General features: G+C 63.6%; 33 protein-coding genes and 1 tRNA gene. 16 read left to right on the forward strand and 18 right to left on the reverse strand.

What is annotated here, in order from left to right:
* Positions 1-40 precede the first annotated feature (40 nt).
* Together HWV23_RS02745 and HWV23_RS02750 are read right to left on the reverse strand one after the other, a co-directional pair.
* The gene (locus HWV23_RS02745; RefSeq protein ID WP_178288889.1) at positions 41-481 is read right to left on the reverse strand and encodes a hypothetical protein; all 441 of its coding nucleotides are present in this window, start codon (positions 479-481) and stop codon (positions 41-43) included.
* A 10-nt stretch (positions 482-491) separates the two neighbouring features.
* Positions 492-755, reverse strand: a complete 264-nt coding sequence (locus tag HWV23_RS02750; RefSeq protein ID WP_178288890.1) for a hypothetical protein — start codon at positions 753-755, stop codon at positions 492-494.
* Positions 756-872: 117 nt separating this feature from the next.
* On the opposite strand from HWV23_RS02750, the gene HWV23_RS02755 reads away from it, so the two are divergent.
* The 13 genes from HWV23_RS02755 (at position 873) to HWV23_RS02815 (ending at position 8,232) form a co-directional block, all read left to right on the forward strand.
* The gene (locus HWV23_RS02755; RefSeq protein ID WP_178288891.1) at positions 873-1,121 is read left to right on the forward strand and encodes a hypothetical protein; all 249 of its coding nucleotides are present in this window, start codon (positions 873-875) and stop codon (positions 1,119-1,121) included.
* 2 nt (positions 1,122-1,123) lie between these two features.
* Complete coding sequence (locus HWV23_RS02760; protein WP_178288892.1) at positions 1,124-1,636, forward strand: hypothetical protein; 513 nt, start codon at positions 1,124-1,126, stop codon at positions 1,634-1,636.
* Between the two features lie 2 nt (positions 1,637-1,638).
* Positions 1,639-2,484 carry a hypothetical protein gene (locus HWV23_RS02765; protein WP_178288893.1) on the forward strand — a complete coding sequence of 282 codons (846 nt, stop codon included), beginning with the start codon at positions 1,639-1,641 and terminating at the stop codon, positions 2,482-2,484.
* A gap of 201 nt (positions 2,485-2,685) precedes the next feature.
* Complete coding sequence (locus HWV23_RS02770) at positions 2,686-3,636, forward strand: hypothetical protein (RefSeq protein ID WP_178288894.1); 951 nt, start codon at positions 2,686-2,688, stop codon at positions 3,634-3,636.
* Entirely contained in the window at positions 3,636-3,938 is a 303-nt protein-coding gene (locus HWV23_RS02775) for a hypothetical protein (RefSeq protein WP_178288895.1), read from the forward strand. The genes HWV23_RS02770 and HWV23_RS02775 overlap by 1 nt, the downstream gene beginning before the upstream one ends.
* Entirely contained in the window at positions 3,935-4,927 is a 993-nt protein-coding gene (locus HWV23_RS02780; RefSeq protein ID WP_178288896.1) for a glycosyltransferase, read from the forward strand. The genes HWV23_RS02775 and HWV23_RS02780 overlap by 4 nt, the downstream gene beginning before the upstream one ends.
* On the forward strand, positions 4,924-6,105 hold the full coding sequence (locus HWV23_RS02785) for a glycosyltransferase family 4 protein (RefSeq protein WP_178288897.1): 1,182 nt from the start codon (positions 4,924-4,926) through the stop codon (positions 6,103-6,105). The genes HWV23_RS02780 and HWV23_RS02785 overlap by 4 nt, the downstream gene beginning before the upstream one ends.
* The gene (locus tag HWV23_RS02790) at positions 6,102-6,557 is read left to right on the forward strand and encodes a hypothetical protein (RefSeq protein WP_178288898.1); all 456 of its coding nucleotides are present in this window, start codon (positions 6,102-6,104) and stop codon (positions 6,555-6,557) included. The genes HWV23_RS02785 and HWV23_RS02790 overlap by 4 nt, the downstream gene beginning before the upstream one ends.
* Positions 6,554-7,345, forward strand: a complete 792-nt coding sequence (locus HWV23_RS02795) for a zinc metalloprotease (protein ID WP_178288899.1) — start codon at positions 6,554-6,556, stop codon at positions 7,343-7,345. Before HWV23_RS02790 ends, HWV23_RS02795 begins: the two co-directional genes overlap by 4 nt.
* Positions 7,342-7,569 (forward strand): hypothetical protein, encoded by a 228-nt coding sequence (locus HWV23_RS02800; protein ID WP_178288900.1) that lies wholly within the window; start codon positions 7,342-7,344, stop codon positions 7,567-7,569. The genes HWV23_RS02795 and HWV23_RS02800 overlap by 4 nt, the downstream gene beginning before the upstream one ends.
* Positions 7,566-7,769, forward strand: coding sequence for a hypothetical protein (locus tag HWV23_RS02805; protein ID WP_178288901.1), 204 nt, complete (start codon positions 7,566-7,568; stop codon positions 7,767-7,769). The genes HWV23_RS02800 and HWV23_RS02805 overlap by 4 nt, the downstream gene beginning before the upstream one ends.
* Positions 7,766-8,014: a hypothetical protein gene (locus HWV23_RS02810; protein WP_178288902.1), complete on the forward strand. Its 249-nt coding sequence runs from the start codon at positions 7,766-7,768 to the stop codon at positions 8,012-8,014. The genes HWV23_RS02805 and HWV23_RS02810 overlap by 4 nt, the downstream gene beginning before the upstream one ends.
* A 41-nt stretch (positions 8,015-8,055) precedes the next feature.
* Positions 8,056-8,232 (forward strand): hypothetical protein, encoded by a 177-nt coding sequence (locus tag HWV23_RS02815; protein WP_178288903.1) that lies wholly within the window; start codon positions 8,056-8,058, stop codon positions 8,230-8,232.
* Between the two features lie 35 nt (positions 8,233-8,267).
* Here HWV23_RS02815 and HWV23_RS02820 read toward each other — a convergent pair whose 3' ends face one another.
* The 14 genes from HWV23_RS02820 to HWV23_RS02885 all read right to left on the reverse strand — a co-directional run bounded on the left by HWV23_RS02820 (position 8,268) and on the right by HWV23_RS02885 (position 19,307).
* A complete protein-coding gene (locus tag HWV23_RS02820; protein WP_178288904.1) occupies positions 8,268-8,873 on the reverse strand; it encodes a site-specific integrase in 606 nt (201 codons plus the stop codon).
* Positions 8,874-9,048: 175 nt separating this feature from the next.
* Positions 9,049-9,267 carry a hypothetical protein gene (locus tag HWV23_RS02825; RefSeq protein WP_178288905.1) on the reverse strand — a complete coding sequence of 73 codons (219 nt, stop codon included), beginning with the start codon at positions 9,265-9,267 and terminating at the stop codon, positions 9,049-9,051.
* A 105-nt stretch (positions 9,268-9,372) separates the two neighbouring features.
* Complete coding sequence (locus tag HWV23_RS02830) at positions 9,373-12,330, reverse strand: hypothetical protein (protein WP_178288906.1); 2,958 nt, start codon at positions 12,328-12,330, stop codon at positions 9,373-9,375.
* On the reverse strand, positions 12,327-12,548 hold the full coding sequence (locus HWV23_RS02835; protein WP_178288907.1) for a hypothetical protein: 222 nt from the start codon (positions 12,546-12,548) through the stop codon (positions 12,327-12,329). Before HWV23_RS02835 ends, HWV23_RS02830 begins: the two co-directional genes overlap by 4 nt.
* Positions 12,545-12,727: a hypothetical protein gene (locus HWV23_RS02840; RefSeq protein WP_178288915.1), complete on the reverse strand. Its 183-nt coding sequence runs from the start codon at positions 12,725-12,727 to the stop codon at positions 12,545-12,547. The genes HWV23_RS02835 and HWV23_RS02840 overlap by 4 nt, the downstream gene beginning before the upstream one ends.
* Before the next feature lie 101 nt (positions 12,728-12,828).
* Entirely contained in the window at positions 12,829-14,319 is a 1,491-nt protein-coding gene (locus tag HWV23_RS02845) for an ATP-binding protein (protein WP_178288916.1), read from the reverse strand.
* 24 nt (positions 14,320-14,343) lie between these two features.
* Positions 14,344-14,481, reverse strand: coding sequence for a hypothetical protein (locus HWV23_RS02850; RefSeq protein ID WP_178288909.1), 138 nt, complete (start codon positions 14,479-14,481; stop codon positions 14,344-14,346).
* A gap of 68 nt (positions 14,482-14,549) precedes the next feature.
* A tRNA-Pro gene (locus HWV23_RS02855) sits at positions 14,550-14,620 on the reverse strand.
* A 54-nt stretch (positions 14,621-14,674) separates the two neighbouring features.
* The gene (locus HWV23_RS02860) at positions 14,675-15,553 is read right to left on the reverse strand and encodes an RNA-guided pseudouridylation complex pseudouridine synthase subunit Cbf5 (RefSeq protein WP_178288917.1); all 879 of its coding nucleotides are present in this window, start codon (positions 15,551-15,553) and stop codon (positions 14,675-14,677) included.
* A gap of 2 nt (positions 15,554-15,555) precedes the next feature.
* The gene (cmk, locus tag HWV23_RS02865; protein ID WP_178288918.1) at positions 15,556-16,134 is read right to left on the reverse strand and encodes a (d)CMP kinase; all 579 of its coding nucleotides are present in this window, start codon (positions 16,132-16,134) and stop codon (positions 15,556-15,558) included.
* A 149-nt stretch (positions 16,135-16,283) separates the two neighbouring features.
* On the reverse strand, positions 16,284-17,192 hold the full coding sequence (locus HWV23_RS02870) for a DUF106 domain-containing protein (RefSeq protein ID WP_178288919.1): 909 nt from the start codon (positions 17,190-17,192) through the stop codon (positions 16,284-16,286).
* A 59-nt stretch (positions 17,193-17,251) separates the two neighbouring features.
* Positions 17,252-17,524 (reverse strand): DUF3006 domain-containing protein, encoded by a 273-nt coding sequence (locus HWV23_RS02875; protein WP_246282720.1) that lies wholly within the window; start codon positions 17,522-17,524, stop codon positions 17,252-17,254.
* A complete protein-coding gene (locus tag HWV23_RS02880; protein WP_178288920.1) occupies positions 17,521-18,609 on the reverse strand; it encodes a ComEC/Rec2 family competence protein in 1,089 nt (362 codons plus the stop codon). Before HWV23_RS02880 ends, HWV23_RS02875 begins: the two co-directional genes overlap by 4 nt.
* 65 nt (positions 18,610-18,674) lie before the next feature.
* Complete coding sequence (locus HWV23_RS02885) at positions 18,675-19,307, reverse strand: adenylate kinase (RefSeq protein WP_178288921.1); 633 nt, start codon at positions 19,305-19,307, stop codon at positions 18,675-18,677.
* A gap of 87 nt (positions 19,308-19,394) precedes the next feature.
* Between HWV23_RS02885 and HWV23_RS02890 the strand changes: the two genes are divergently transcribed.
* A complete protein-coding gene (locus HWV23_RS02890) occupies positions 19,395-19,730 on the forward strand; it encodes a DUF7975 family protein (protein ID WP_178288922.1) in 336 nt (111 codons plus the stop codon).
* 25 nt (positions 19,731-19,755) lie between these two features.
* Here the strand turns inward: HWV23_RS02890 and HWV23_RS02895 are convergent, their stop codons facing one another.
* Positions 19,756-21,411 (reverse strand): potassium channel family protein, encoded by a 1,656-nt coding sequence (locus HWV23_RS02895; protein WP_178288923.1) that lies wholly within the window; start codon positions 21,409-21,411, stop codon positions 19,756-19,758.
* Between the two features lie 97 nt (positions 21,412-21,508).
* Here HWV23_RS02895 and HWV23_RS02900 point away from each other — a divergent pair, with 97 nt between their 5' ends.
* Positions 21,509-22,177, forward strand: coding sequence for a potassium channel family protein (locus HWV23_RS02900; protein ID WP_178288924.1), 669 nt, complete (start codon positions 21,509-21,511; stop codon positions 22,175-22,177).
* A 1-nt stretch (position 22,178) separates the two neighbouring features.
* On the forward strand, positions 22,179-23,816 hold the full coding sequence (locus HWV23_RS02905; protein WP_178288925.1) for a TrkH family potassium uptake protein: 1,638 nt from the start codon (positions 22,179-22,181) through the stop codon (positions 23,814-23,816).
* On the opposite strand, the gene HWV23_RS02910 is transcribed toward HWV23_RS02905, so the two are convergent.
* Positions 23,817-25,349 (reverse strand): TrkH family potassium uptake protein, encoded by a 1,533-nt coding sequence (locus HWV23_RS02910; RefSeq protein WP_178288926.1) that lies wholly within the window; start codon positions 25,347-25,349, stop codon positions 23,817-23,819.
* Positions 25,350-25,353 lie beyond the last annotated feature (4 nt).

The raw sequence follows: 25,353 nt of genomic DNA on the forward strand, positions 1-25,353 counted from the left end.
TATGGGTGAATGGGGGATGGGGTGGGGTGACTACGCTACCTCACATCTCGTCGATAACGCGTGCGGCGAGCGTTCCGAGGATCAACAGCCCGACGAACATCGGGACCATCGTGATGACGGTCGTTGTCGTGCCGTCGGTCGCCTGGTAGTCGTACGAGACGCGGATTTCCTCGCCGTCATCGATACTGCCGCTCGACAGCGTCTGTATCGATCCGGGTGGATAATCCATCTCGTAGTCGGTACCGGGCGTCGCTTCTTCCCACTCGCCTGAGGTATCGTTGGTGTAATAGACGGTTTCGCTATCCGTCTGGATGTCGTAGCCACGAAGGTCGACGTACTCGCCGTGGGAGGCGGTCACCGTCTCGTTGTCAACGGCTTGCGTCCCGGTGTTGTCACCGATAGTCGTCGCGATCGGCGAGAAGAGTACGGCTGCGATGGTCACTGCGACCATCACTCCAGCCAGTTTCTTTGCGTCTGCCATCGTTCACCCCTCAGATCCGCCGCATGAGCGGCGATGCGAGTGCGATCAACAGGAGCAGTCCGGCGAACATCGGGAGCAGCTCGAGGATCGTCAGCGTGGTGCCGCTGGCGTTCGAGCTGTTGACGGACTCGAGGACAACCGGGATGAAGACCTCGACGGCGATGATCGCCGCAATCAGGAGCCCGATGAAGAGTCCTGCGAGGTTCGTCCCCTGCCCACGCGTGCCCGCGGAGAAGGCACGCGCCTCCTCTTTGAGTCGCTTAATTGGATTCATCTGAGTTCACCACCTACTCGGTTGCAAGAGAGATTCCATTATCAAATTCTGAAGATGTTCCTACTCGAATTGCAACCCTGTTGCATGTTTAATTGCAACTAGAAACTAGACAGGAGTATGGGAACACGGGGTAGTGAACTGACACAGACCGAACGGCGGGCCCGGGAGGCGATGGACGCAATGCAAGAAGACCAGCTCTGGAAACTCGGCGAATACAAGATGAACTACGCCGGCAGCAGCACCCGAGTCACCGCAGCCAGCGAGTTCTGCGATCGGAACGGCCTCGAGGTCGGCGACGACGTCGACCAGTATCTGCACGCCGAATCGGGCGCGCTCGTGATTGTACCCTCTCAGAGTGAGGAATAACCATGTCGACAGACGAGAGTCCCGAAGCCCGACGGTCTCGCGAGCGTACCGCTGAACCCGTCGACCCCGAGAACTTCAATCTCCGACGTCGCCTCCGGCAGATTCACAACGCGAAAGAGCAGGTCCCAGAGACGATCAGTGAAGAAGCAAAGCGAGTCGTTGACGACCCTCGCGACCCCGGTATCTCGGAAGAACGATATTACGAACTGGTTGCCGATGCCGTGTTGAACTTCATTATCGAAGTTGAGCCGCTAATGCAGAACGACGATCTCGACGGGACCGACGCTTGGGACGAGGACCCCGTGTTCCAGGTGAACGATATCGAATACACGCTCAAGGATATCGTCGAGAATGACGGCGTCATTGAAACCGAGGACGGCAGGCAGCCGATTCCGATTTCAGCGAGCCGAAAGGCGTACCGCGCGACGAACCGCTTTCTTTCCACGGCCGGCTTCGGCGTCGAGTTCGACCAGAAGATGCCGGCCGAGGAAGGATTTGACTCCACCTCTCTCTAACGATGGCTAAAGCAGAATCGCCCGGTATCCCTGAATCGTCCTGGACGAACCCTTTCCAGGAAGGAACGTTCCTTCACCAGCTGTATGGCACAGTTGTTCGGCAGGAACGCGACCTCATCATAATTATCGACGATATGAATGCCCGGCGTGGGACCGGGAAGACCGTCGCCTCGATGCAGTTAGCGAACGCGATGGACCAGACGCCTGAGGGGCTTACGTGGGACAAGGTGTCCCTCGAGCCGGAGGAGATCCGGAACGCCTACGCCGAGCAGCCGAAGCGCTCGGGCCTGGTGTTCGACGAGGCTGAAGTCGGCGCCTCGAATCGGCAAGCGATGTCGAAGGCGAATCAGGCGCTGCGGGAAATCATGTCGATGGGGCGAGTCGAGCAGAAGTACGTCGTCATCAACGCCCCGCTGAAGGACTTTATCGACCAGGACCTGCAGAAGCTCGCCGACGTCTGGATCAGCCTCACCAGGAAGGGCGCCGGCGTCGTCCATCACTTCAAATGGGAACGGTACTCGAAGACGCTGATGACGCCGAAAAAGCAGTTCATCGAGTTTGACGATATCCCCGGCGACCACGATCTCAGGAACGTCTACAACAAACTCACCCAGGCAAAGCGGGCGAAAATTGGCGGTGAGGACGGCGATGGGTTCGTACCCATGGACGAGCACGAGGAGAAGTTGAAGCAGGCGCGGAAGCAAGCGCGCCAAGAAGCGCGGGACGAGATTGTCCAGGGGATATTCGCCCATCCAGAAATAGAGGAAACAGCGGTGAGTCAGCGTATGGTCGGTGAGGCGATCGGCGTCTCACAGACCACCATTAGCAATATTTTACAGGAGAATTGAAATGCCGATTTACCCATTCATTACCACCACAAGCATACCAACATACCATTACGCGCATAGCGGATTTTCCGGGTGTACTTGTGGAAATAGCGGGGGTGGGGGGCTCGGCGGCGGGGTCCCGCCTCCTGGTCGGCTGAGTCGAGTCCGAACCCTGGCTGCGTACCTAAGATAGCCCGCTAACCAGTCCTGAACCTGAGAACCATGACCGAACAACTGCACATCCTCGAAGGCGATCTCGAGACCGACACCGATTCCACGACCACCGCGGACACCGATCCCTCGCAGGAGCTTGGCGATCTCGAGGAGCGAACGGCCAGCTTCTACGAGGGCGCAACCGACCCGCCCTGGGAAGACATCGAGCGGCAGACAGCAGCGTTCATCAAGGCGCTCCTGCCTGCGGTTGGGAAAGACGAGTTCCTCGATGACCGACGTCGGATTCATCACTACCAACAACTGGACAATCTCCGGCTCGTCGACGACCTCGATTCGGAGGCTACCGACGACGTCGACCTCGGTTTGCTGTTCGCGCTCCCGGACGAGTCGCTGCTCTTCGTCGGTAGCGACCCGACCGCGAAGGACACCCGGCCGCTCTTCGGGTTTGTCGTCGAACCGTTTGCTCCCTTCCCGGCACCGACGTCCGCTCGGGACGCTCTGGACCTGCTTCGGCCCGGCGCCGTTCGCGAAGCCTTCGCGCGCGATGGTGATGAACCCGACCGGCAGGGCGAGTGGTGGCTCCTCCCGACGGACAAGGTCCCGACGAGCCAGGTGTACAAACCCGGTGTCGACAGTCGCCCGTACGGGCCGTCGCCGCTGGGGAACCATGTCCCTCGCGAGTACGGCTTCACGACGCGCGAACCTGACTTTCTGGACGCCGTCCGAGAGCGGGTTCCGGCGCTTCCGGACTCCGTTCAGTCGGCCCCGGAAGTGATGGAGTGGGTGCATCGACAGCACCAGAAACGGCCGATGCCGGAGTACGCTCCGGAGTGGGACACGATTCAGGACGCTGCTGGAGAGATTCTGGTTCGCGGCACGCTTCGCCACCGCGAGAACGACCATTTCGTCGAGAACGTCGGCGACGACTGGCACAGCGCCCAGACTCACGACATGAACGTCTACACAGCTGACGAGTTCGACCGGGTGGTGCTCGACTGATGTCCGCGCTATCCATCATTCGCGACTTGGGGCTCCGGTCGCTCGCAGCTGCCTGGGTCGAGATGGGGTTCAACGCCGTGCTGCTGTTCGGCATCCCGTACGTAGTGTATCGCTTCGTGACCGACGCGCCGATCATCCATCGTCGAACGGCGGTCGTCGTCTTCGGCATCGCGACGATCGCGGCGACAGTGATGACGATCGTGACGATCTACGGCGCGGCGACGGATGCTGGCTGGTACACGCAGGCCGACTCGATGCGAGCCAGCATCGAGGCCGATCCGGAGGATACCGAGCAAGGATGAGTAGTGATTTGTCAACACCCACGCTGGCCACCCCATCGTTAGATGGCATCGAACCACGCGTCGCCATCGTCAGCCCTGGCGACCGCACCGACCGTCTCACCGTACCGCTAGCTGCTGCCGGCATTGACTACTCGGTTAACCCCGTCGACCCCACAACGTTCGACGTTGTCATCTGCGATACGCCAGATCGGGAGATGCTTCGGACGGTCGTCGAGTGCCGGCTCGACGGCACGCCCGTCCTGTTCCGGCAGCGTGGCGATCCATTCTGGGGCATCGGCGAATGGATTGATTCGCGTGTGAAGAAGGCCGTCCTGTTTCGGATGCTGCGGGCCGTCGACGGGTGTCTCGCGATCGCCCCCCACCAGGCGAGCAAGTATTCGCGGAAGACGGGTGTGCAGTCCGACATCGTGACGCTGCCGAAGGACGTCGCCGAGTGGCCGGATAGCGATCACACCGACGAGGAGTTACGCATCATCTCGCTGACGAACGCGACGTATCCCGACAAGTACCGGCCGCTACTGGAACTCGCGCCCGCCGTCGACGAGGTTCTGGAGTCGGGGACGTGGCGCATCGGGTCGTGGTGTGACAAGCACGGCGAGGAAATCCGGGGGGTGCTCGGCTCGTACGACAACATCGAGTACGGCATCCAGTTGGACGCCGAAGCTGAGTTAGAATGGGCGAACGTGATGATTCACCATTCCGGCCTCGACGTCCTCCCGAACGCGATATTGGAAGGGATGGCCGCTCGCCTGCCCGTGTTGACGAATCCACACGTCGCGTTTAGTCAGTCGCCAGCCCCGACCGTGATCTCCAGTGGCGACCGCGTCCCCGAGTTGCTTGCCCAGCTGCGCGACCCCGAGGGTCGACAGGTCGTCGGCGACCGCGGCCACGACTACGTCGCTCGCGCGCACGACCCCGAAGCCGTCGGCCACGAGCTGGTGCGCGCGGTGACACGGCTCACTGACATCGGAGGTGACGGGAAACGATGAGCGCAGACTCGCCGACGGTCTCGGTGGTCATCCAACCCGGCAAAAAGGATAACGGGCCGATGACCCACCAGACCGAATCGCTCTGTGACATCCTCTCGGCCGTCGCGACGGTTCAGATCGTCGCGTTGAACGCCGCAGTCGTCGCCCCGCTGGCCGACGACTACGACATCCTCGAGGTCGGCGACGGGCAGTTTCCCGACGGGATCGCCGCGGCGGCCGTCCAGTTCCTCGTTAATCAGATCCGGCTGGGCGTCGCGCTGGCCCGCGCCGACACTGACGTCGTGTTATTCTACGGCGCGACGACCTACGCCATCCCGATGGCGATCGCGCGCCTCGGCGGCGCCGACGTAATTGCCCAACCGAAGGGCGATGTCGCGGCGGCCTGCTATGCCGACTGGCGCCGCTCAACACCGACGGCCGTCGCGCGGGTGCTCGCAACAGGCGTGAAACTCCTGGAACGAACCGGCTTTGCGGTTGCTCACGGCACCGCCGTCTACACCCCGACGATGGCCCGGTCGTTGGGACTCGACCCCGAGTCGGCGAGCGTGTATGCCGATGCCGCACGGTTCGTCGACACGGAGGCCTTTTCCGTTGACACGCCCCCGGCCGAACGTCCCGACCACGTCGTGTTTGTCGGTCGGCTGGATGCCGACAAACGCATCGACATCATCCTCGAGGCCGCGCGACAGCTTGGCCCCGAGATCGACGTGACGCTCGTCGGTAACGGCCCGCAGGCCGACCGGCTGGCCGACGCCCCGCCGAACGTTACCCACGAAGGCTGGGTGCCCCACGACGAGGTACCGGCGTATCTCGCCGACGCGCAGGCCGTGATACTCGCCTCGGAACAGGAGGGGCTGCCGACGGTGCTGCTGGAAGCCTACGCCTGCGGGACGCCCGTCGTCGCCCCGCGGGTCGGCGGCATCGAAGACGCCATTACGGACGCCCTGACGGGTGAAGTGTATTCGACGCCCGATGCCGACCAACTCGCGGCGAGCGCCCGCCGTGTTGTGGAAGAATACGACAGCGACGTGCTGGCACAGAATTGCCGCGCCATCGCCGAAGGCCGGTTTTCACGAGCGGCAGCGGTCGACCGCTATCGAACGATGCTCGAACAACTCTCCACGCAGTACGCTGCATCGACAACAACCACACCCGAGATTGCGGAGGTACCGACATGACGGCGAATCGCTGGTGGGTCAAGATGGCCGCCCGCTGGCAAGCGCGTATCGACGCCATTCAGGGTCAGATTCAGGCGATAAGTCTTCTTGCCACCGGGTTTTCGACGTTCTCGATTATGCTGCAGGGCTTTGGAAAAGGTGAGTGGGTACCGTATCTCGGCGCGCTCGTCGCTATCTCGCTGCCCATCTATGCCTTCCTTTACTTTGAAGGAGGTGTCTGGAATCAGGTCGGGCGCGATCGGGCCGATAAGAGTTCGAACTTCTCGGCGCCCGCGGGCCGCATCATCGTCGAGATGTATGCGCGCTCGCGCGAAGCTGCCCGCCGAGGGCGGCCACTTTCCGAGGAGGAACGAGACGCCATTAAGGCCGAAGCCGATGCAGCGTTCCTCGAGTTTCGCGACGGCTACGATATAGATCAACACGACACTGACCAGCAGGAGGCCACCCGATGACGCTACGTGAACGGGTATCGCCGGAATGGGTCGACTGGACAGGGTGGGTGAGCTTCGACATCGAGACATCGAGAGGGTGTGGCCGCTTGGACACCATCGCCGAAGCTATCCCGGATGCCGTGTTTGACCACTGGACAGCCGGTGCCGATACTGTCGTCGGGTTACTCGTTATCTCGTGGGTAACGGTGTTGTTCGTGCTGTTCGGCTACGGATTTGCTAATACTGTTGACACGCTTCTCACGTCCGACTGGGCGACGTTTTTTGGCCAGCCGCCCGAGCGAGAGCCGGCGCCGCTACCCAGCTTATCGCAAGCTGCGATCGGGCTCGCTCAGCTTTACCTCGGCGTCATCGGTGCGATTGGATTGCTGGTTCCGGGGATGATTCTCCACGAAGGGAGCCACGCGATCGTCCTCGAGAAGTACGGCAACGGCATCGACACCTACGGCCTGTCGTTTACTGCGGGCATCCCAAAAGGCGCATTCGTAAAACCGACCGAGGGAATCCTCTCGAATCAGGAGTTTCGAGCTGTGTTCGCTGTCGGCCCGATGGCCAACGTGACGTGGGCGGTCGCCCTCGCCTCGATCGCCAGCCTCGTGTCTGGCTCGGTTGGCTTCGGACTCAAGGTGCTCGCCGGCGCCGAGGTGTTGATTGTCCTAACGAATACGGCGCCGTTCCCCGGGAGCGACGGTCAATTGTTCCTGAAGATGTGGTACGATGAATGGCTCGGCATCGAGGCGGCGATGGAAGCCGCCTTCGAGGGGTTCCATCCTGGAGGTGCGTCGACGTGAGCGACGGCCCCAGTCTATTCGACCATCTGTACAACGAGTGTCACCCGTTGCGGTCGCCAATACTCGGTCGGTTCCTCAGCGCCACGGTGTGCGCATTAGGTCACGAGGTCGTGGTGATGAAACTGGACACCTGGGACGAACCGTGGCTGGCGTGCAGCGTCTGCGGCGCCCGCTTCGCTCCAGAGAGCATCATGGCAGACGATTACGATGTGGTCAAGATATGAATCCGATTCAAACCCACCTCGAAAGCGAAGGCGCCGACCTGTCGGTCGATGATGCGCTTGAGGTCAGAATCCGCCAGCACGTCCCCGGCGATTCGGTGATTAGGGAATTCGAGCGGCGGTACTATAAGGCAGTTCTCGATGCGTGTTTCGAGACAGCACAGAAAACGACGGACATCCCTGAGCCCGAAGGTGATTCATGATGCGACGATTCACCACCACTTCCAACGAATCGGATTCCAAATTCGGCATCGGCCTGCTCACCGGCGTCTTTGTGACACTTTCCTGTCTCGCCGTAATTCGTGTGGCCCGATGGGCGATGCAGAACCCTGTTTTCGATACGGTTCATACTTGGGCGACCACGCCGAGCATCGCGCCAATCGACTTGTTGAATGTCGTGCCAATCGCGATGCTCGTGCTGATGATAGCAATGGTGAACCGGCTCTGACTATCATGATCACGAACACTGCCCGGACCGACGACGAATCGATGCCCGTACGCCGAAGTATCGCATTCATCATCTTTTGCATCGTCTTCGGGTGGATGGTCCTCGCCCGCCCTTGCGACCGGGGAGGGTGTATCGATCGGCGGACTGCGGCGACCGGGCTAACGTCGGCGTTGCTCTGGGTGTGGATGTTCTACATCACCTACCTCTTCCTCCTTTAACCGCTTCCGAGAATAGCCGTGTTTCGGAAGTCCGTCTATAGGGTCGCCTTCGACATCTGGTCGATGATGTTGTCCTCGGTCGGCGCCGCGAGGTACGGCTCGATCGCGTCGTAGGACGACCACCCGCCGAGCGCCATCACGATCCGCGGCGAGACTCCTTCCTCGACGAGCAGATGGTTCGCCCAACAGCGCCGAAGGTCGTGACTCGAGACTCGTCGATAGTCGTCGTCGCCGGTCTCGTCGGCAGCCGCCTCCGCTGCTCGTGATACCCAGTTCTGGACGCTTCGCTTCTTCCGGTCGATGAGAAGATCCCCCTCGCCAAGGTCGTTCTCCTGGACGTAGCGATTGATGAGGACCTCGACGTCGCGAGGGAGCCAGGTCTCTCGGTACTTCCCGCCCTCGTATTCGCCGGTGGTGTCCTTCCCGGAGGTGACGGCGAGCTCGTAGTGGCGACCGTCCTTTGTTCGCGAGATGTGTCGCGGCTGGACGTCGAGGGTTTCGGCGACCCGGAGGCCGCAGTCGCCCATAAGACGGATGGCGACCTCGGCCTGGAGGCTGTGGGCGGCTCGCGGGAGTTCCTGGTATTCGTCGCGACTCATCCAGACGTTCCACGAGCCGTCTTTGTTCCGTTCGGTTCGCATTACACGCTTCTCTTGGGATTCGTGCAACTAGAAACTATGCACGGGGTGGGTTCGCAGCTGTGAACTGGCGATATAGCGGGGATTAGACCGGCATCCGGGGTTCGCGTTGCACGTTTCTATACAAACACGAAAAATATCCGAATCTGTTGAGAGGGTCGAGCGTCTGAAAGGCCGATTACTGAGTTTGATACCACTGAAGCATTCCAAACCCAACGCCAATTACCCAGGTGTAGAGAATCGGCCATCCCACCAGCCAAACAAGGGCCTTGGCGTATCTCACAACCAGATTATCGTCTCCCGCTTTTCGTGCATCGAAGGGTCGCTTGATCCCCCAGACAATTCCCCATTTTACAGCCTGCCAGAGTGTGTCAACCCCTTTCGCATTAACTGGCATACAAACGAGTATGTTCTGGAAATTAAAAAGTATGGTCTGCTTAACAAGATGGTTGAGATAGCCTCCGCTGGCCGGTGGGGCGAACACCACGTCTCCAGACTGGTATCAGTCGCTTCTCGGTGGATCGTCTCCGTCCGCGATAGCGTCATCGCCACCCGTAGCGACATCGTCGGGGGCGTAATCAATGGTGCTGTCGTGGTCGGGGTCAGTAATCGCAAGCGCCCACGTATAGGTAGGGTCCTGTACGGCAGCGCTTACGATATCGTCACCGAGGTCGACAACACCGGCGTTCGGCGTGCCGTCGTCGCTGTAAAGCGTCGCGCCGTGACTACCGACGCCCTGGATGGCGTCGATGACGTCGAACTCGGCGGCTCGCTCCAGCGTCTCGTAGGCATGCTGTTTCGACACGCCGGCTTCGCGGGCGAGGTCGCGAGCGGACTGGGGTTCGTCGGCGTTCCGCAGCGCCTCAAGGACGTCGGACTGCATCGAGGTCCACGTCTGGATTGTGCCGGGGACCTGGACGTCGGCAAATCCGGTCGGGAGAGCGTCGGTCTCGACAAACACGGTTGCCGTCGACGACGGATCGTCGGGGTTCCGGGCGTAGCGACCGGCCGACTGGGCGACGTGGTTCTCGCGGACGCTCGCGAGGATCTCTTGGGCGGTGTCGGCATCCTGGCCTTTGAACTCGCGACCACGAGCCCGTTTAAGTCCGGTGCCGTGGCAGTCGTGGCAGCCGGCGCCGTCGCAGGACTCGCAATGCGCATTCGTCTCGTCGTCCAGGTCGTCGGGGTCCGAGCGTTCCGGCTCGGCGTCCAGATCGAGCGCGGCGACGACGTCCATAACCATGCCGTCGCCGGGGTCGAGAGCGCCGAGGACGTACCCGACGGATTCGTCGCCGAAGTCGTTCCGGCTCTTCTCCTCGCCGTAGTGCATCGTCTCGGGGTCGGGGACACCGTAGTCGCGCATGATCCCCTCGAGGTCGTCCTCGACGGCGCTGGTGGTGATGGCGGTGCGGAAGTCGTCGCCGTACTCTTCGCGAAGATGCTCGACGATAACCTCGGTCTGCTCGACGTTGAAGTACTTCCCCGAGGCGAGGGGGCGCGTGGCGTCGCCAACCTGGACGACTCGGAGCCCGCGTTCAAAGCGGCGCCAGAGGCGGCGTTCGTCGACGTCCAGGACCTTCCGGCGCTGGATCTCTGGGTGGACCTGCAGTTGCCAGATCGGGAGCGCCGGGTGGGCGTCCAGCCCGATCACGCTGCGGGTGAGGCCCATATCCGGTGTGGTCCAGGTCTGTTGGAGTTCGTTCCGGGAGTCGAAGACGACGGTGAGCCATTCGCGGTTCCAGCCGTCGTCGTCGCGAGCGCCAGAGTCCAGCCGCACAGGTTCGTAGCTGACGCGGCCGACGCGACGGCCGCCGGCGCGCTGCTCGCTGGTAAGGATGGCACGGGCGAGCGGCCCGGCGAGCGTGTGGGCCCGCGGCGTCGAGTAGTACCACTCGCGGTCGGGCTGTCGCTGCAGCTGGTCGTAGAGTTCCTCGAGGAGCGCGTCTCGGTATTCGGAGACGACGAGGCCGCGTTTCTGGGCAGCCATCTCGACGTCGTCGGCGACGAGGTCGGCGAGGCGTTCCTTCGGGTGGTCGGCGGTCGCGACGCTCCAGAACTCTTCCCACGTGTCGAGGTGCGCACCGACTTCCTCGAGGAAGGCGGCAACCGCGCCCTTAACGCGCTCGGTGGTGAGGTCGTGGCTGAAGTCCGGCTGCTCGTCGATAACCAGGTTCGTCTGGTTCCGGAGGCCGGGGACGTGCGCGAAGTTGTGGGTCGCGATGACGAGCGGGTACTCGTTGTCTCGCCAGTCGTCCCATTGGGCGATCGCGTCGCAGTCGTGCTCGTACTTGCCTTCCTCTTTACAGGGCAGGTCGACGCCCTGGTCGTTGTGGGCTTCGAGCCAGCGGTGGGCGTCGCTGAAGGTGACGCCGCGGCCCTGGCAGACCTCCTGGATCCATTCGCTGGCTGGCTGGCCGTCGATAGTCAACACGAGGTCGTCGTCTTCGTCGTCCGGGTCGGGGTCGAAGTTACCCGCTGCGACCGGGCAGGCTTCGTGCCGGGCGCGGAAGACGAAGTGTTCGCCGCCCTCTTCGCGAGCGACCTCGGCAGCTTCGTTCCGCGCGTCACGTGTGGGGAGGAGGTGAACGACGGGGCGGTCGTCGGTGAGGTGGTCGTAGGCGCCCCAGCGCGTGGAGTCGATGGTGTAGCTCTTTCCGGCGCTGGTCGGGGCGTCGACGACGCGCTTGTCCTCGTGGCGGATGACCTCGTGGATCTTCTCCTCGAGGCGGTCGCGAAGCTCATCGGTGGTCGGCCACTCGAGGCCGCGCTTCTTGGCGGCCCGGCGCCGCTCTTTCGGTGAGAGCGATTCGAGTTGCGCGAGCGGGAGGACACTCGTCGGGGTGGCGACCTGACCAGCCGACATGGTGGGCGCCGACTCGCTGCTGGTGTCGTCGCTCGCGACCGGCGAGTCCGACCCACCCATGAAGTCAGCGGCAGTCAGGCTATCCGCGTCGACGTCGTCGTTATCGCCGGCTGACGCGGGTTCTGGAGACGTAGTTTCTTGTGTCGAACCCGGGGGTTGTGTCTTCGATTCGGGTTCGTAGCCAGCGATAGCCTCGGCTTCGGCGCTGATATCCCGATCGACGCCGTCGGGGACGTCTTCGTCGACGGTGACCGACTCGGCATCGCTGAGGTCCTGGTCCAGAACTTGCTGGCCGGCCGTGGTGCCGTTCGGGTCTCCCGGGTGATGCTTCTCACAGAGGCTATCCGGGTGCGGGTTGACGCGAGGCTCGTCGCAATAGGGGTTCGCACACGTACGGTTGTAGTTCTGGGCGGGAATCGTATCGACGATGACCGGCTCGTCGTCACTTTCCTGGGTCGCCTCGTCGAGGACGTCATCGACGAGGTCCTGCATTCCGGGTTCGAGTTCGAGTTTGCCGAGGACCTCCCAGCGGTCGGCGTCGGGATGGTTAGCGACGTAGCGCTCGATGCGTTCGCGAACGTCGTCGGCGTCGCTCAAGCCGACCACCCCCAGTCCTCGAGCGTGGTCTGGCCGTCAACGTCCGGCTTCTCCCCGCCGTCAGGTACCGGGACGTTCTCGGTGCGTTCTTCGCCGGCGCCGTCGACGCGATCGTCGACGACGTCGACGGTCTCGCCGTCACCCTGCCAGTAGGGTGCCTCGGAGAGATGCTGAACGGTCCCGTCGAGCGCGGGCCCGTCGTAGGAGGCAGGGCTCACCGCCCACCACCTCCGTTGCTCTGTGCGAGTTGAGCGAGGACCTCTTGGTAGGTCTCTTCGATGGTTGCCTCGTCGACGTTGTAGTCAGCGAGTTCGTCCTCGACGAGGCCGCGAACGTTCGGGGCGACGCTGCCGTCGTTGTTCTTTCGGACGAACCCAGCGTCGATGAGGTCCGCCATCTCGTCGTAGTGCGTCGAGTTCGGGTTACCGTCCAGCCCGAGAGCGGCCTGTGCCCACGCCTTCTGGCTGCCGAGCGTCTTGCCGCGGGCTTCTATGAACTTCAGGAGCTTCTTCTCCTGTGGGAGAGCGAGGCGGTCTTCTCGACGAGTCGGTCGACGGCGTCCTGGGCGAAGTCCGCGAGGATGTCTTCCTGGACGCCTACAGAACGAGTACTCTGCTGCGACGACACATCGGTCGAGGCTTCCGGCTCGGGCGGCTGCTCGAAGTCGACTTCGACATCGAACGTATCGACGAGACTCTCGACGTCTTCAGCTGCAGCGTCGAAGGCGGCGCGGAGTTCCTGCAGTTCCGCTTCGACGTCGGCCAGCTGATCTTCCAGTTCGTTGCGTTCTTCGCGAGCGGCGTCGGCTTCGGCTCTGGCTTCCTCGAGGTCGGCTTCGAGCGCATCACGTTGTGCTTTCAGTTCGTCGACGCGCTCCTGCAGGTCCGCGACCCCTTCGCCGACGTCCTCGACAGCTCCGCCGCCGTTCGACCCGAGGTTTTCAAGCGCTGAGGCGAGGCGGTCAGTATCCTCGAGTTCCTGTCGGAGCTCCTCGTTCTCTTCGCGAAGATCTTCATTTTCTTCGCGAAGCCGCTCCAGTTCGTCTTCTCGCTCGGAACGCCGCTGGGCTTCCTCTTCGACTTCCTCCTGGAGGTCTTCAAGGACGTCCGCGATTTCGTCCGGGGTCTCGGGGATTTCGAAGGTTTCCTCGCGAGGGTCGGGAGAAGTCCGTTTGCGGACCGTGATCGGGCCGATGAGGTCGCCATCGGTGATGGACTGACCGCGGGCGAGTATCTCGCCAGTCTCCAGGGAAGCGAGTTCTTCCTCTGAGCATCGAAGCGCGTCAGCGGTCCGGCTGAGGTCCTCGTCGCCTGGCTTGTGCGAGATGAAGTCCTGACACAGCTGGATGACGCCGTTGTGTAGGAAGGCGCGGCGCTGGTACCCGACGATGACTGAGATGCCTTTGTTGCCGCCCTCGGTTGCGGCCTTGATGATTTGGCCGCGGCAGCGCTTTACGTAGTCGTCGAGTTCCGGCTCGGGCGCCGAGTCCTTCGGCGCGAGCATGTGCGCCTCGTCGAGAACCAGTAGCGACTTTGTCCGGTCACCGGAGCGGTACTTCTCGTGTGCGCGCTCGTTGAAGGACTGCAGGACTTTCGCCGCGGCGAGGTGGACACGGCTCTTCTCGTCTTCGTAGTCGGCGTAGGTGGAGATATCGACTAGGATCTTCATCCCGCGGTCGAGGACCCATTCGCCGATCTTGTCGAGGTCCTTGAGGGCGACAGCGAGGTCTATGCCCTCTTCGTCACGAGCGCCGACCACCGTGATCTGTTCGTCGACGAGCCGGACTGGCGTGAGGGCGCCGAGTCGTTCGACGATAAGCGTCGGGATGGGGACGTCGGCGAGGTCCTCGAGGATGACGGCGAGGGTGTTTGACTTCCCGGTCCCCGAGGTGCCTTCGACGCTGAGGCGGAAGTCCTGGATGTCGACAGGGTCGAACTGGACGGCGCCGAGCTCGACGCTGCTGGAGGACTGCTGGGCGGCCTCAGACATCGCCGATCACCTCCAGCCAGAGGCTCATGCGTGGCACCTCCCGTCGTCGAGGGCAGGGCAGTCCTGCTCGTCGGCGACGATGAAGCACCCGCACGTGTCACAGACCGGGAAGGAGCCCTGCTGCTGAGTATCGGTGTCAGCAGACTCCTCTGGCCGGCTCATGACGAACACCTCCGGCTGGAGGTTGAGATAAAGAACCGTCTTGTGACGGTTGTTTCCGTATAAGTGGATGGGACCGCCGTGATTCGAACACGGGTCCAACGCACCCCATGCGCAGAGGATACCACTACCCCACGGTCCCTCGTATTTCGAGGGAGGGCGGTCGAACCTTTAACCTCTTCGTTTCGACTCGCGGTCAGACGAGGACCCGTTCGAGTTCGACGACTTCCCCGGACTCGGCGTCGGGGTCGCCGACCAGATGTCCGAGACAGACCGCGGCGCCGTCCGGGGTGTAGCAGGCGACGAGGTCACCCTCCGTAGCGTCGCCCAGTTCGGTCTCAATAACGCCGGGCGCGTAGACCGGTGCGCCCTCAGCAATCTCGCGGGCTGCGGAGGGTGCCACTGTCAGTTCGGGCAGGTGTTCGAGGGCGCGTTCGGCGGGTTGGACGACCTCCTTGAGGAGTTCGGGGTCGTCGTCCTCACGCCAGAAGGCGAGGCCGTCGGCCAAATCCTGCAGCGTGACGAGCGAGCTGTCGTCGAAAGTGCCCGTCTTCGTCCGCCGGAGGTCGCCCATGTGGGCGCCGGTGCCCAGCGCCAGTCCGAGGTCGTGACAGAGCTTGCGGATGTAGGTCCCGCTCTCGCATTCGATATCCAGCAGCGCGCGGCGCTCTTCGGTTTCCAGCGCGTCGAGGCTGTGAATCGTCCGGACGCGGAGCTTTCGGACGACGGCGGATTTCCGCGGCGGTTTCTGATACAGCGGGCCTTCGAACTCATCGAGCGTCGACTCGAAGTCGCTCGGCGTCGGGCCGTGGAGTTCGAGCACGCTCACGTAGCTTTTGCGGCTGTCGTCGAAGACCTGCGCCGCTCGGGGCGCGTCGCCGGTCAGAATCGGGAGACAGCCCGTCACTTTGGGGTCGAGCGTGCCGCCGTGTGCCGCACGGTCGACGCCGGCCATGTCGCGGACCCAGGCAGTGACCTGGTGGGCGGAGGGGCCCGCCGGTTTGTCGAGGTTGACGACGCCGAACTCAAGCAGCGTTTCGGGGTCGCGTTCCCCGGGCGGGCCACGTTCACGCATGATTAGAACTCGTAGCGGACGTCTTCGATGGGTGCTTTGCCCTCGTCGGCCTCGCCCTCGTAGGCCTCGAGCGTCGTCATGAGGACGTCGACGACGCCCTCCGGCGAGAGGCGGGCGGTGTTGAGCACGAGGTCGTAGATGCCGAGTTCGTCGATGTCGATGTTGTAGTATTCCAGATATCGGCGGGCCTCGCTGTCGCCGCGTTCCATCGTCTCCTTGCGGGCGAGTTCGACGGATTTGTCCTCGCGGTCGGCGATTCGCTCGGCACGAACCGAAAGCGGCGCGTCGAGCCAGATGCGGAAGTCGGCGTATTCGCCGGCCATCCAGCCGGCCAGACGGGATTCGAGTACGACGTCGTCGCGCGTCTCGGCGATGTTGCGGAGTCGACGGTCGAGGTCGCGGTCGATCTGGTCGTCCTCTTCGGCCGCCTTGTTCAACTCGAGCGGCGTCATGTCGCGTTCGGCCGCAAGTTCGCGGAAAATGTCACCACCGCTGATGTGGTCGTAATCCAGCGCCTCGGCCAACGCGGCGGCGGCCGTGCTCTTGCCGCTGCCGGCGGGGCCGGAGATGGTTATCAACATATCAGTACTGCGCCGGTGCGATTGAAAGAGGTTACTCTTCCGAACGGGAATGAGAGGAAATCGTTGGCATACCGGGCGAGCGTCGGCGGGCAACGGACAGGAACGCACGAAAAGAACGGCTTCGATGCCGGGGGCGGACCCCCGCTAGATTACGTCGGCGTGGTCTGGATGTTCAGCGCCTTCCGGATGACCTGGGTAAAGCACATCGAGCAGACGAAGTACCAGACGATCCAGGTCTGAATCGGTCCGAGGAGGCTGGTGTTCCAGCCGGTTTCGCCGGCCAGTGGCAGCGCCATCGGCCGGATGCTGTTGGCGAGTTCCGGATACAGTGGTTCCCCGCGGAAGCCGATGATGGCGTACATCCACAGGAAGACCGGGATGGTCAGGACCATAATCCAGACCATCGGCCGGAACTGCTCTTTGAACATGCCGAGGTTGTCGGCCATCGCGTCCATCTGCTCTTCCTGAATGCGCTGGACGGCTTCCTCGTCGCCGCGTTCCTTGGCCTCCTTGCGCTTTTCCTGAATCTCTTTCATCCGTTCCTGGTATTTGCCCATGACCTCCATGTTCATCAGGTTGGACTGCAGCAGCGTCGAGTAGAGGCCAGTGAACAGCGCCAGTACCATCACGACGGCGAAGAAGGGGAGATTGAACGTCGTAATGAGCGGTCCGAGGGCGATGTGGATGACCTCCGCAAGCGGGTTGCGGACGGCCTCGAAGGTATAGCCCGCGAACATCGACACCGAGGCGACGGCAGCCATCTTGTCCCATTTGGTCCACGAGGAGTCGGTGTCGGGCGAGTCGGGCATTTCGAGTTCGTCGTCCGACAGCGCATCGCGGACGCCTTCGGGGTCCTCGACGTCGAAACCCTCGCCGTCGGAGTCGACGAGAATCCCCTTCTCGATGAGCCGACCCCACTGGCCGCTCGTGAGTTCGTTGGAGACGTCACCCCACGAGACGGTCCCTTCCTCGGCCCGGTCGAGGACGGTTTCGATGGCCGATTCCATCTCCGCGTCCTCCCGGACGAGTTCCTGCACTTTCGAGGCGGTACGTGCCATTACACCGTATTAGCCAAGGCCGGGTAATCAACCTTTTACCTTGAGTCCGTGCCGAGAGGTTACTCTTCGCCCAACCGCTTCGAGAGGCGGTCGAACTTCTCGCGCATGCGCTGGCGTCGACTGGCGGTCGTTTCCGGTTGCGGTTCGATGCCGACCAGCGCTCCCTCCTCGAAGGTTACCTCGCAGACGGTTCCCTCCTCGACGCCCTCGAGCAGGTCGGGCGCGGGATGGAGCCGTTCGTCTATCGTCTCGCCGTCGTCCTCGATGAGGAAGACGGCCTGTCCTTCCTCGATGCGGTCGACCGTCGCGGTGTAGGTGCCGTTCAGAGTCATGGTGTCACGTCCGTGGTGTCGCTGGTCCGGGCGTCGACGGGCGCGATTCGGCCCGACGCGTCGCCGATGGTGAATCGCTCTTCGGTCGGGGCAGTCGGTTCCGCAGTCGCCGCCTCGGCGTCCTGTATGTCGAGCGGGTCCGTCGTGGTGTCGTGTTGGGTCCGGACCGATATCGTTTCGCCGTCGGCCTCGAAGACGACGGAGCCGTGGACGGCCGTCCAGACGGCCCGGACATCACGGTCGGCGAACCGCTGGAGCGGTTCGTCGTGGGGGTGGCCGTACTGGGAGTCGTAGGCCGAGGAGATTACCGCTATTTCGGGGTCGACGGTATCGAGGAACTCCGGGCCCGAGGACGTATCGGAGCCGTGGTGGCCGGCCTGATAGACGTCGGCCTCGATGGCCTCGCCGTGGCGGTCGAGCATTGCCGATTCGGTCTCGCGTTCGGCGTCGCCGGTAAAGAGGAAGGCCGTCTCGCCGACGGCGACGTGGACGGCGACGCCGTTGGCGTGGAGTTCCTCGCCGCCCGGGGATTCGGGATTGAGGACCGTCGTGCCGGTCCCGTTGAACGGAATCTCGTCGCCGGAGGCGACCTCGAAGAGGTCGACGTCGTGGCGGTCGACGGCATCGAGGTACCGCTCGTACGTCTGGGAGGTATGTGGCACCCCGGAGTCGTAGACGGCGCCGACGCCGTCCTTTTCGGTCTCGTAGTGGTCGATGACCGCCGCGTGGCCGCCGATGTGGTCGGCGTGGCCGTGGGTCGCCACGAGGTGGTCGATGCGGTCGACGCCGCGGGCTTCGAGATACGCGATGACCGTCTCGCCGTCGTCGCGCCAGCCGCCGGAGTCGATGAGCATCGTCTCCTCGTCGGTCCGAAGCAGGGTCGCGTCGGCCTGTCCGACGTTGATGACGTGGACTTCGAGGTTACCTGCTTCGGGCGCCGAGGCCGTGGTGTCGCTGCCGTCGAGGGTGCCGCCGTCGCCGTTCCCGCCGTTGCCGGCGGTCGGTTCGACGTCGAACTCGACGGCCGCACAGCCCGACAACAGGAGCATTCCACAGACCGCGATGACCGCGAGTTGCCGTCGCATTGCTGGCGATACGGTCGGCTGATACTACCGTCTTGTGGCGGGAACGGTGAGAAACCGAGCGGCGATTAGTTCGCGTCCTCGATGGCGGCCTTGAGGTCCTCCCAGACCTCGTCGGGCGTCCCCTCGCCGTCGATGCGGACGAGTTCGCCCTCGTCCTCGTAGTAGTCGATGACCGGCTGTGTGTTCTCCTCGAAGACGTTGAGGCGTTCCTTGACGGTCTCCTCGGTGTCGTCGTCGCGCTGGATGAGTTCGCCGCCACACTCGTCGCAGACGCCTTCCTCCTCGGGCGGCGCGAAGTCGACGTGGAAGTTGGTGCCACACTCGTCGCAGACGCGGCGGCCCGTCAGACGGTCGACCAGTTCGTCGTTGTCGACGTCGAGCAGCGCGACGAGGTCGAGGTCCGTGATTTCGTCGAGATACTCGGCCTGCGAGAGGTTGCGCGGGTAGCCGTCGAGGACGAAGCCGTCGGCGTCTTCGAGTGCGGCCTGAACGATCTCGTTGACGACGGGGTCCGGCACGAGTTCGCCGGCCTCCATGAACTCGCGGGGCGTCCCGTGTTCGGTCTCCATGTCCTTGTTCGCACGCAGAGCATCGCCCGTCGTGACGTGGTCGACGTCGTACGCCTCGACGATGTTGCTGGATTGAGTACCCTTCCCGGCGCCCGGCGGCCCGAGCAGCAGAATCTTCGGCTGGCTCATACGCGGTCGGTTTCCACCCGGACGTTAAAGGCTTGTCTGAACGCGGCGAACGTCGCCTTCTTGTGAGGGCGCGACCGAGTGTCGGACATGGATGCCGCCGAGCGCCGCCGGGAGTTGGTCGGCGCCATCGTCGCCGCACGCAAGGACGACGAGTCGGTCGTCTTCGAGGCCGCCAACGCACGCGTCACCTACGAGGACCGCACCCTCCTGCTGTCGGTGACCGACGCCGAACGCGAGCGACTGGAGGCCCTGCTGGACGAGTACCACGTCTTCAAAATCGAACAACCGGCCACGCGCAAGGCCGAACCGGGCACCGTCTACCTGTCGGCGGTCACCGACGCCAAACACGCCGCCGATTTCGTCGATTCCCTGTTCAGCGAGGTCTACGACGCCGACGAGGGCTACGACCTCCGGGTTCGCTAACCGCCGCCGGATACCAGCCGTCCGCTCACCCGAACAGTTCCGCGAAGCGGTTGGTTCCCGTATCCGTGCCCGCGATGACGACGGTATCTGCCGCTCGGAGCCGCATGTCGGGGTCGATGTCAGTTAGCACCTCGCCGTCGCGCTCGATGCCGACGACGGTACAGCCGGTCCGTTCGCGGACGCGTGCCTCCCGGAGCGTTTCGCCGGTCAGTTCGGCCGCCGAGGTCCGAACCACCTCGACGTTGGTCCCAAGCGAGAGGATTTCCTCGTCGTGGATGACCCGGTTGGCGATAGAGCGGCCGGTGACCGTCGCCAACGAGAGGACGTAGTCCGCTCCCGCGCGGTAGGTTTTGGGCACGGCCCGACTCTGTTCGGCCCGCGCGATGACCTCGACGGACGGGTCGAGGTCGCGGACGACAAGCGTCGCGAACTCCGTGGTCGTGTCGTCCGGCAGCGCGAAGACGACCGAGCGCGCGCGGTCGATACCGGCCGCTTGTAGCGTCTCGGGGTCCGTCGCGTCGCCGACGATGTCGACCGCATCGAGGTCCTGCCGGTCGACGATGGTGTGGGGCACGTCGGCCGCCGAAAGTCCCTCGGCGACCGTCCGGCCCACCTCGCCGTAGCCGACCAGCAGCGTCTCGCCGTTGCGGAACCGCCGGACCGTCGAGAACGCGGCCTCCTTGAGTGACTCCAGTTCCGCGTGGCCGCCGGCGACCAGCAGTATCGTCCCGCGTTCGAGCGGCGTATCGACCGACGGCGGCGTTTCGAACTCCCCGCGGAGCCACGTCCCGATGACGTTTACCCCGTAGCGTTCCCGGAGGCCGCTTTCGGCGATGCTCTTGCCGAGCAGGTCGCTTCCCTGCCGTATCGGAATCTCAGCGATTTCGATATCCTCGCCGACCTGAACGTCCTCGCCGAGGTCCGTCCGGACGGCCGTCGTCACCTTCTCGGCGAGGCTCCGGCCGAGCAGTTGCCGCGGCGTGAGCACGTGGTCGGCGCCCGCAAGCCGGTGATATCTCGCCACGTCGGTCTCCTCGACGACGCTGAGAATCTCCACGTCGGCGGCCAGTTCCTTGGCCGTGAGGACGATACTCGCGTCGACGCGGTCGGAGACGTCGGCCACGAGCGCCCGCGCCTCGGCGAGGTTGGCGTTCGCCAGCGCGTCGCTGTCTTCGGGGTCACCGTGGATGACCTCGTAGCCGTCCTCGCTGAGGTCGGAGGCACGGTCCCGGTCCGGTTCGACCAGCACGTATCCCACGCCGTTGGCGGTCAGTTCGTCGATGGCCGCCTCGGCCCGGGAGGTGTCCGCACAGACGACGACGTGGTCCGAGAGGTCCTCGTCGACGGCCGTCGGCAGCGACGGCGTCAGCGCCTCCTGGAACAGCGGCAGCAGGACGGCCGGCAGCGCGAGGAAGAACAATCCAACGCCCGTGATGTCCAGCAGCATCACGAGGACGTTCATCTCCGGGCTGTGCCACGGGGCATCCGACCCATAGCCCGTCGCGGTGAACGTCTCGACGACGATTTGCATCGAGTGCAGCAGCGATATTTCGGTCCCTTCCGGCGGATACGGCCCGGGTTCGAAGGTCCGCATCCCGACATCGTAGAACACCGCGGCGACGACGATGAGCACGCTAATGAAGAGCAGATAGTAGGCCGCCCGGCGTCGAATCCGGCGCATACGTCACCATGACGCGGCCGGACCGAAAACCTGTCCCACGAGGCCGGGGTGTGCGGTAACGGTAGCTTTTCCAACCGGCAGGGAGAACGTCGACCGAATGTATATCGTCATCGTCGGTGCTGGTGATATCGGGACGCCACTTATCGAAATGGCGACGGAGGGCGGCAACGAGGTCGTCGTTATCGAAAACGATGCCAACCGTGCAGAAAACGCCGCTAGCAGATTCGACTGCCTCGTTCTCAATGACGATGCGACGGTCAAGGACACGCTGGCCGATGCAGGCACCGACCGGGCGGATGCGGTCATCTCGACGACGGACCGAGACGCGACCAACATCATGGTCTGTCTGCTCGCTCAGGAGTTCGATGTCCCGCAGGTCGTCTCCGTCGTCCACGACCCCGAACATATGAACATCTTCCGGCAAATCGGCGTCCACACGATGCAGAACCCCCAGAGCCTCATTGCCGAATATCTCTTCCGGTCGGTTCAACGGCCCTCGGTCGTCGACTTCATGCATATCGGCGATGAGGCCGAAGTCTTCGAAATCGTAGTCGAAGAAGACGCCCCTATCGACGGCGAGTCCATCGCTGAGGCGGCCTCACAGGGGCTGTTGACCGAGGATATGCTCATCGTCGCCATCGAGCGCGAGAGCGAAGAGACGCCGATTACCCCGCGCGGCAGGACTATCGTCCGGGGCGGCGACCTCGTCACGGTGTATTCCTCCAGCGGCGTCACCGAATCCGTCCTCGAAATTTTCACCGGTTGATATGTCGGGGACACGTAGACAGGACCTCGCGATTATCGCTCGCGACGTCGGGTCGCTGCTGCTGATACAGGCGCTCGTGATGACCGTCAGCCTCGGCGTCGCCGTCGTCTTCCGGGAATGGTACGCCGCCCTCGCCTTCCTTGTCTCCGGCGGAATCACCGCCGGCATCGGTGGTCTGACGCGATTGCGGTTCCTCGACGCGCCGGACCCGCTGATGAAACACGGGATGGTTATCGCCGCCGCAGGCTGGTTTTTCACGGCCGTCTTCGGCTCGCTTCCCTTCCTCCTGACCGCACACCTCACACCCCCGTCGGTCGCCGCCGCGACCGCCAGCGCCGCCGGCTTCGAAACGTCCAGCCTGCGGTATTTCCGCCATCCGCTCCACGCGCTGTTCGAATCGATGAGCGGCTGGACCGGCAGCGGCCTCACGATGGCCGTCCACGAACCGACGCTCCCGCGGGCGATTCAGTGGTGGCGCTCGGTCATCCAGTGGGTCGGCGGCGTCGGCGTCATCGTGCTTACGGTCGCCATCCTTTCGCGGCCCGGAAGCGGGAGCTATACGCTTTATAAGAGCGAGACACGGGAGCGACGCATCCATCCAAGCATCGTCTCGACGGTCCGAACCGTGTGGAAAATCTTCGTCGCCTACACGTTCGTTTCGGTCCTCGCCCTCTTCGTCGCGATTCGACTCAGCGCCTACGGGAGCGGCCTCACTCTCTTCGAGGCCGGATGGCAGGCGCTGAACCACGCAATGACCGGCCTCGCGACGGGCGGGTTCAGCGTCACGGACAACTCCATCGGCACCTACAACTCGCCGCTCATCGAGGGCGTGCTGTTGCCGGTGATGTCCCTCGGAGCCATCGCCTTTCCCATCCATTTCGCCGTCCTCTCCGAGCGGGACCCCCGCGAACTGTTCGCCGACCTCCAGACCCGGTGGCTGTTCGCCCTGCTCGGTATCGGCGCCGTCGTGCTGTCGGTACAGAACCTGCTTTTCGTCGGGCAGACGGGCCCGCTCGGGAGTACGGCCGCTGTTCCCGACCTCCTCGCGCCGTTCATCACGACCGCACAGGCCGACGCGATTCGTGACGGCACCTTCCAGTTCATCAGCGCGCTCACCTGTACCGGCTTTCAGTCCTCACCAATCGGCAACTGGAGTGCCGGCGGCAAACTCCTCATCTCCGGCGCGATGGTCCTCGGCGGCGCCGCCGGGTCGACCGTGGGCGGCATCAAAATCATTCGTGCGTACCTCATCGCGAAGGGCATCCGCTGGCAGTTCTCGCAGGTGTTCCTCCCGGACAGTGCCGTTGCGATGGCGAAAATCGGCGACCGGAAACTCTCCCAAACCCAGATGAACCGTGAGTTCGGCGAGGCCGCCATCGTCGCCGTCCTCTGGTTGGCGCTTCTGGCGGCATCGAGTCTCGTTCTCGTCAATCTGGCCGGCGCGGAGTTCAGCTACGCCGACGCCCTCTTCGAAGTCGCGAGCGCACAGGGCAACGTCGGCCTCTCGACCGGTATCGTCGGACCGTCGATGCACCCGCTTGCCGAGGCGATGTTCGTCCTGAACATGTGGATCGGTCGCCTCGAAATTATCCCCGTGCTCGTGTTCGGGCGGGCGCTCGTCTACGGCCTCCGGCCCTGATTATTCCCGGGTCGTTCCCACGAGCAGGGCCAGGACAGGCACGATTTCAAGCCGCCCGAACCACATCAGCAGGACCATCAGTAGCTTCGAACTGTCGGGGAACTCCAGATAGCTCCCGAACGGGCCGAGCGAACCGAAGCCCGGTCCGATGTTCCCGAGGGTCGCAATCGAGGCGCTCAGTGACTCCAGCGCGGTCAGGTCGTAGCCGACTCGGGACGCGTCCAGCGCGATGAGCACTGTCGCGACGCCGAACATCAGCAGATACAGCACCGTGAACGCGAAGATACCACGGACGGCCTCTTCGTCGACGATAGCGCCGCCGAGTCGGACCGGTTCGACCACGTTCGGCCGCGCCGTACTGTACAGTTCACGGCGAATACCCTTGAAGACGACCAGCCAGCGGACGACCTTCACGCCACCACCGGTCGACCCGGCGGACCCACCGATGAACATCGCAAAGAGCAGGACCATCTGTGCGTTCGAATCCCACTGAGCGAAATCGCTCGTCGCGTATCCGGTCGAGTTCAGCAGCGAGACGACCTGAAAGAGCGCCTGTCGAACGGCGTTTTCCGTGACGCCTTGGGTCGCACCGCCGAGGTCCAGTACCGGGGCCGACCCCGAGAACAGCAGGGCAGCCAGCACAGCGGTGACCGCCGCGATAGCGCCGGCGTACCAGCGGAATTCGACGTTATCCGTCATCTCCCGGAAGTCGCCCTGCAGAACGTACCAGAACAGCCCGAAGTTGACGCCGGCGACGAACATGAACGGGATGACGACCCACTGGACGGCCGCCGAGAAGGCCGCGATGCTGTCGGCCTCCGGGGAGAACCCGCCCGTCGGAAGCGTCGTAAAGCCGTGGGCGAAGGCGTTGTAAAGACCCATGTTCGGCGCCAGCCCCACGATATTGAGCGCGTACAGCAGGGCGATATAGACGATAGTAAAGCCGAAGTAGACCAGCCACAGCGCCCGCGCCGTCTCGGCGATGCGCGGGGTGAGCTTCTGCAGTTCCGGCCCCGGGGCCTCCGCTTGCATCAACTGTGCCCCGTTGACGGCCAACTCGGGGAGAATGGCGATCATCAGCACGATGATACCCATGCCGCCGAGCCATTGAGTCAACTGTCGCCACATCAGAATCGCGTGGGAATGCTGCTCGAAGCCGATGGTACCCATGACGGTCGCTCCGGTCGTCGTGAATCCGGACATCGACTCGAAGAGGGCGTTCACCGGGTCCGCGAGCGTCGAGGCGGTGCCGTAGCCCGCAAGCAGGTACGGTACCGCGCCGACGATGGCGACGGCGAGCCACGAGAGGCTGACGAGCGCGAGCGCCTCCGGGGCCTCGACGTCGGGGTCCGGGTCCAGTTGCTCGAGACTGAGGCCGACGGCGACCGTCAACACGATCGAAACGACGAACACCCAGATGTCCTCCCAGTAGATGAGGGAGACGACGAGCGGGACCAGCATCGAGACGGCCAGATACTTGATGACCGTCCCGACGAGACTCAGGCTCGTTCGCCAGCGAACACGAAAGGTCACACCG

Origin of the sequence: Natronomonas halophila (assembly GCF_013391085.1) — an archaeon.
Lineage (GTDB): Archaea > Halobacteriota > Halobacteria > Halobacteriales > Haloarculaceae > Natronomonas > Natronomonas halophila.

Excerpts from the sequence above, each read along its gene's own strand:
- HWV23_RS02820 (WP_178288904.1), bottom strand. The coding sequence starts at position 8,873 with ATGCGAACCGAACGGAACAAAGACGGCTCGTGGAACGTCTGGATGAGT.
- HWV23_RS02850 (WP_178288909.1), bottom strand. The coding sequence starts at position 14,481 with ATGAGCCGGCCAGAGGAGTCTGCTGACACCGATACTCAGCAGCAGGGC.
- HWV23_RS02825 (WP_178288905.1), bottom strand. The coding sequence starts at position 9,267 with ATGCCAGTTAATGCGAAAGGGGTTGACACACTCTGGCAGGCTGTAAAA.
- HWV23_RS02890 (WP_178288922.1), top strand. The coding sequence starts at position 19,395 with ATGGATGCCGCCGAGCGCCGCCGGGAGTTGGTCGGCGCCATCGTCGCC.
- HWV23_RS02755 (WP_178288891.1), top strand. The coding sequence starts at position 873 with ATGGGAACACGGGGTAGTGAACTGACACAGACCGAACGGCGGGCCCGG.
- HWV23_RS02765 (WP_178288893.1), top strand. The coding sequence starts at position 1,639 with ATGGCTAAAGCAGAATCGCCCGGTATCCCTGAATCGTCCTGGACGAAC.
- HWV23_RS02880 (WP_178288920.1), bottom strand. The coding sequence starts at position 18,609 with ATGCGACGGCAACTCGCGGTCATCGCGGTCTGTGGAATGCTCCTGTTG.
- HWV23_RS02750 (WP_178288890.1), bottom strand. The coding sequence starts at position 755 with ATGAATCCAATTAAGCGACTCAAAGAGGAGGCGCGTGCCTTCTCCGCG.
- HWV23_RS02860 (WP_178288917.1), bottom strand. The coding sequence starts at position 15,553 with ATGCGTGAACGTGGCCCGCCCGGGGAACGCGACCCCGAAACGCTGCTT.
- HWV23_RS02840 (WP_178288915.1), bottom strand. The coding sequence starts at position 12,727 with ATGGCGGACCTCATCGACGCTGGGTTCGTCCGAAAGAACAACGACGGC.
- HWV23_RS02810 (WP_178288902.1), top strand. The coding sequence starts at position 7,766 with ATGATGCGACGATTCACCACCACTTCCAACGAATCGGATTCCAAATTC.
- HWV23_RS02885 (WP_178288921.1), bottom strand. The coding sequence starts at position 19,307 with ATGAGCCAGCCGAAGATTCTGCTGCTCGGGCCGCCGGGCGCCGGGAAG.
- HWV23_RS02770 (WP_178288894.1), top strand. The coding sequence starts at position 2,686 with ATGACCGAACAACTGCACATCCTCGAAGGCGATCTCGAGACCGACACC.
- HWV23_RS02805 (WP_178288901.1), top strand. The coding sequence starts at position 7,566 with ATGAATCCGATTCAAACCCACCTCGAAAGCGAAGGCGCCGACCTGTCG.
- HWV23_RS02845 (WP_178288916.1), bottom strand. The coding sequence starts at position 14,319 with ATGTCTGAGGCCGCCCAGCAGTCCTCCAGCAGCGTCGAGCTCGGCGCC.
- HWV23_RS02815 (WP_178288903.1), top strand. The coding sequence starts at position 8,056 with ATGCCCGTACGCCGAAGTATCGCATTCATCATCTTTTGCATCGTCTTC.
- HWV23_RS02900 (WP_178288924.1), top strand. The coding sequence starts at position 21,509 with ATGTATATCGTCATCGTCGGTGCTGGTGATATCGGGACGCCACTTATC.
- cmk (WP_178288918.1), bottom strand. The coding sequence starts at position 16,134 with ATGTTGATAACCATCTCCGGCCCCGCCGGCAGCGGCAAGAGCACGGCC.
- HWV23_RS02760 (WP_178288892.1), top strand. The coding sequence starts at position 1,124 with ATGTCGACAGACGAGAGTCCCGAAGCCCGACGGTCTCGCGAGCGTACC.
- HWV23_RS02785 (WP_178288897.1), top strand. The coding sequence starts at position 4,924 with ATGAGCGCAGACTCGCCGACGGTCTCGGTGGTCATCCAACCCGGCAAA.
- HWV23_RS02795 (WP_178288899.1), top strand. The coding sequence starts at position 6,554 with ATGACGCTACGTGAACGGGTATCGCCGGAATGGGTCGACTGGACAGGG.
- HWV23_RS02790 (WP_178288898.1), top strand. The coding sequence starts at position 6,102 with ATGACGGCGAATCGCTGGTGGGTCAAGATGGCCGCCCGCTGGCAAGCG.
- HWV23_RS02870 (WP_178288919.1), bottom strand. The coding sequence starts at position 17,192 with ATGGCACGTACCGCCTCGAAAGTGCAGGAACTCGTCCGGGAGGACGCG.
- HWV23_RS02875 (WP_246282720.1), bottom strand. The coding sequence starts at position 17,524 with ATGACTCTGAACGGCACCTACACCGCGACGGTCGACCGCATCGAGGAA.
- HWV23_RS02745 (WP_178288889.1), bottom strand. The coding sequence starts at position 481 with ATGGCAGACGCAAAGAAACTGGCTGGAGTGATGGTCGCAGTGACCATC.
- HWV23_RS02775 (WP_178288895.1), top strand. The coding sequence starts at position 3,636 with ATGTCCGCGCTATCCATCATTCGCGACTTGGGGCTCCGGTCGCTCGCA.
- HWV23_RS02905 (WP_178288925.1), top strand. The coding sequence starts at position 22,179 with ATGTCGGGGACACGTAGACAGGACCTCGCGATTATCGCTCGCGACGTC.
- HWV23_RS02895 (WP_178288923.1), bottom strand. The coding sequence starts at position 21,411 with ATGCGCCGGATTCGACGCCGGGCGGCCTACTATCTGCTCTTCATTAGC.
- HWV23_RS02780 (WP_178288896.1), top strand. The coding sequence starts at position 3,935 with ATGAGTAGTGATTTGTCAACACCCACGCTGGCCACCCCATCGTTAGAT.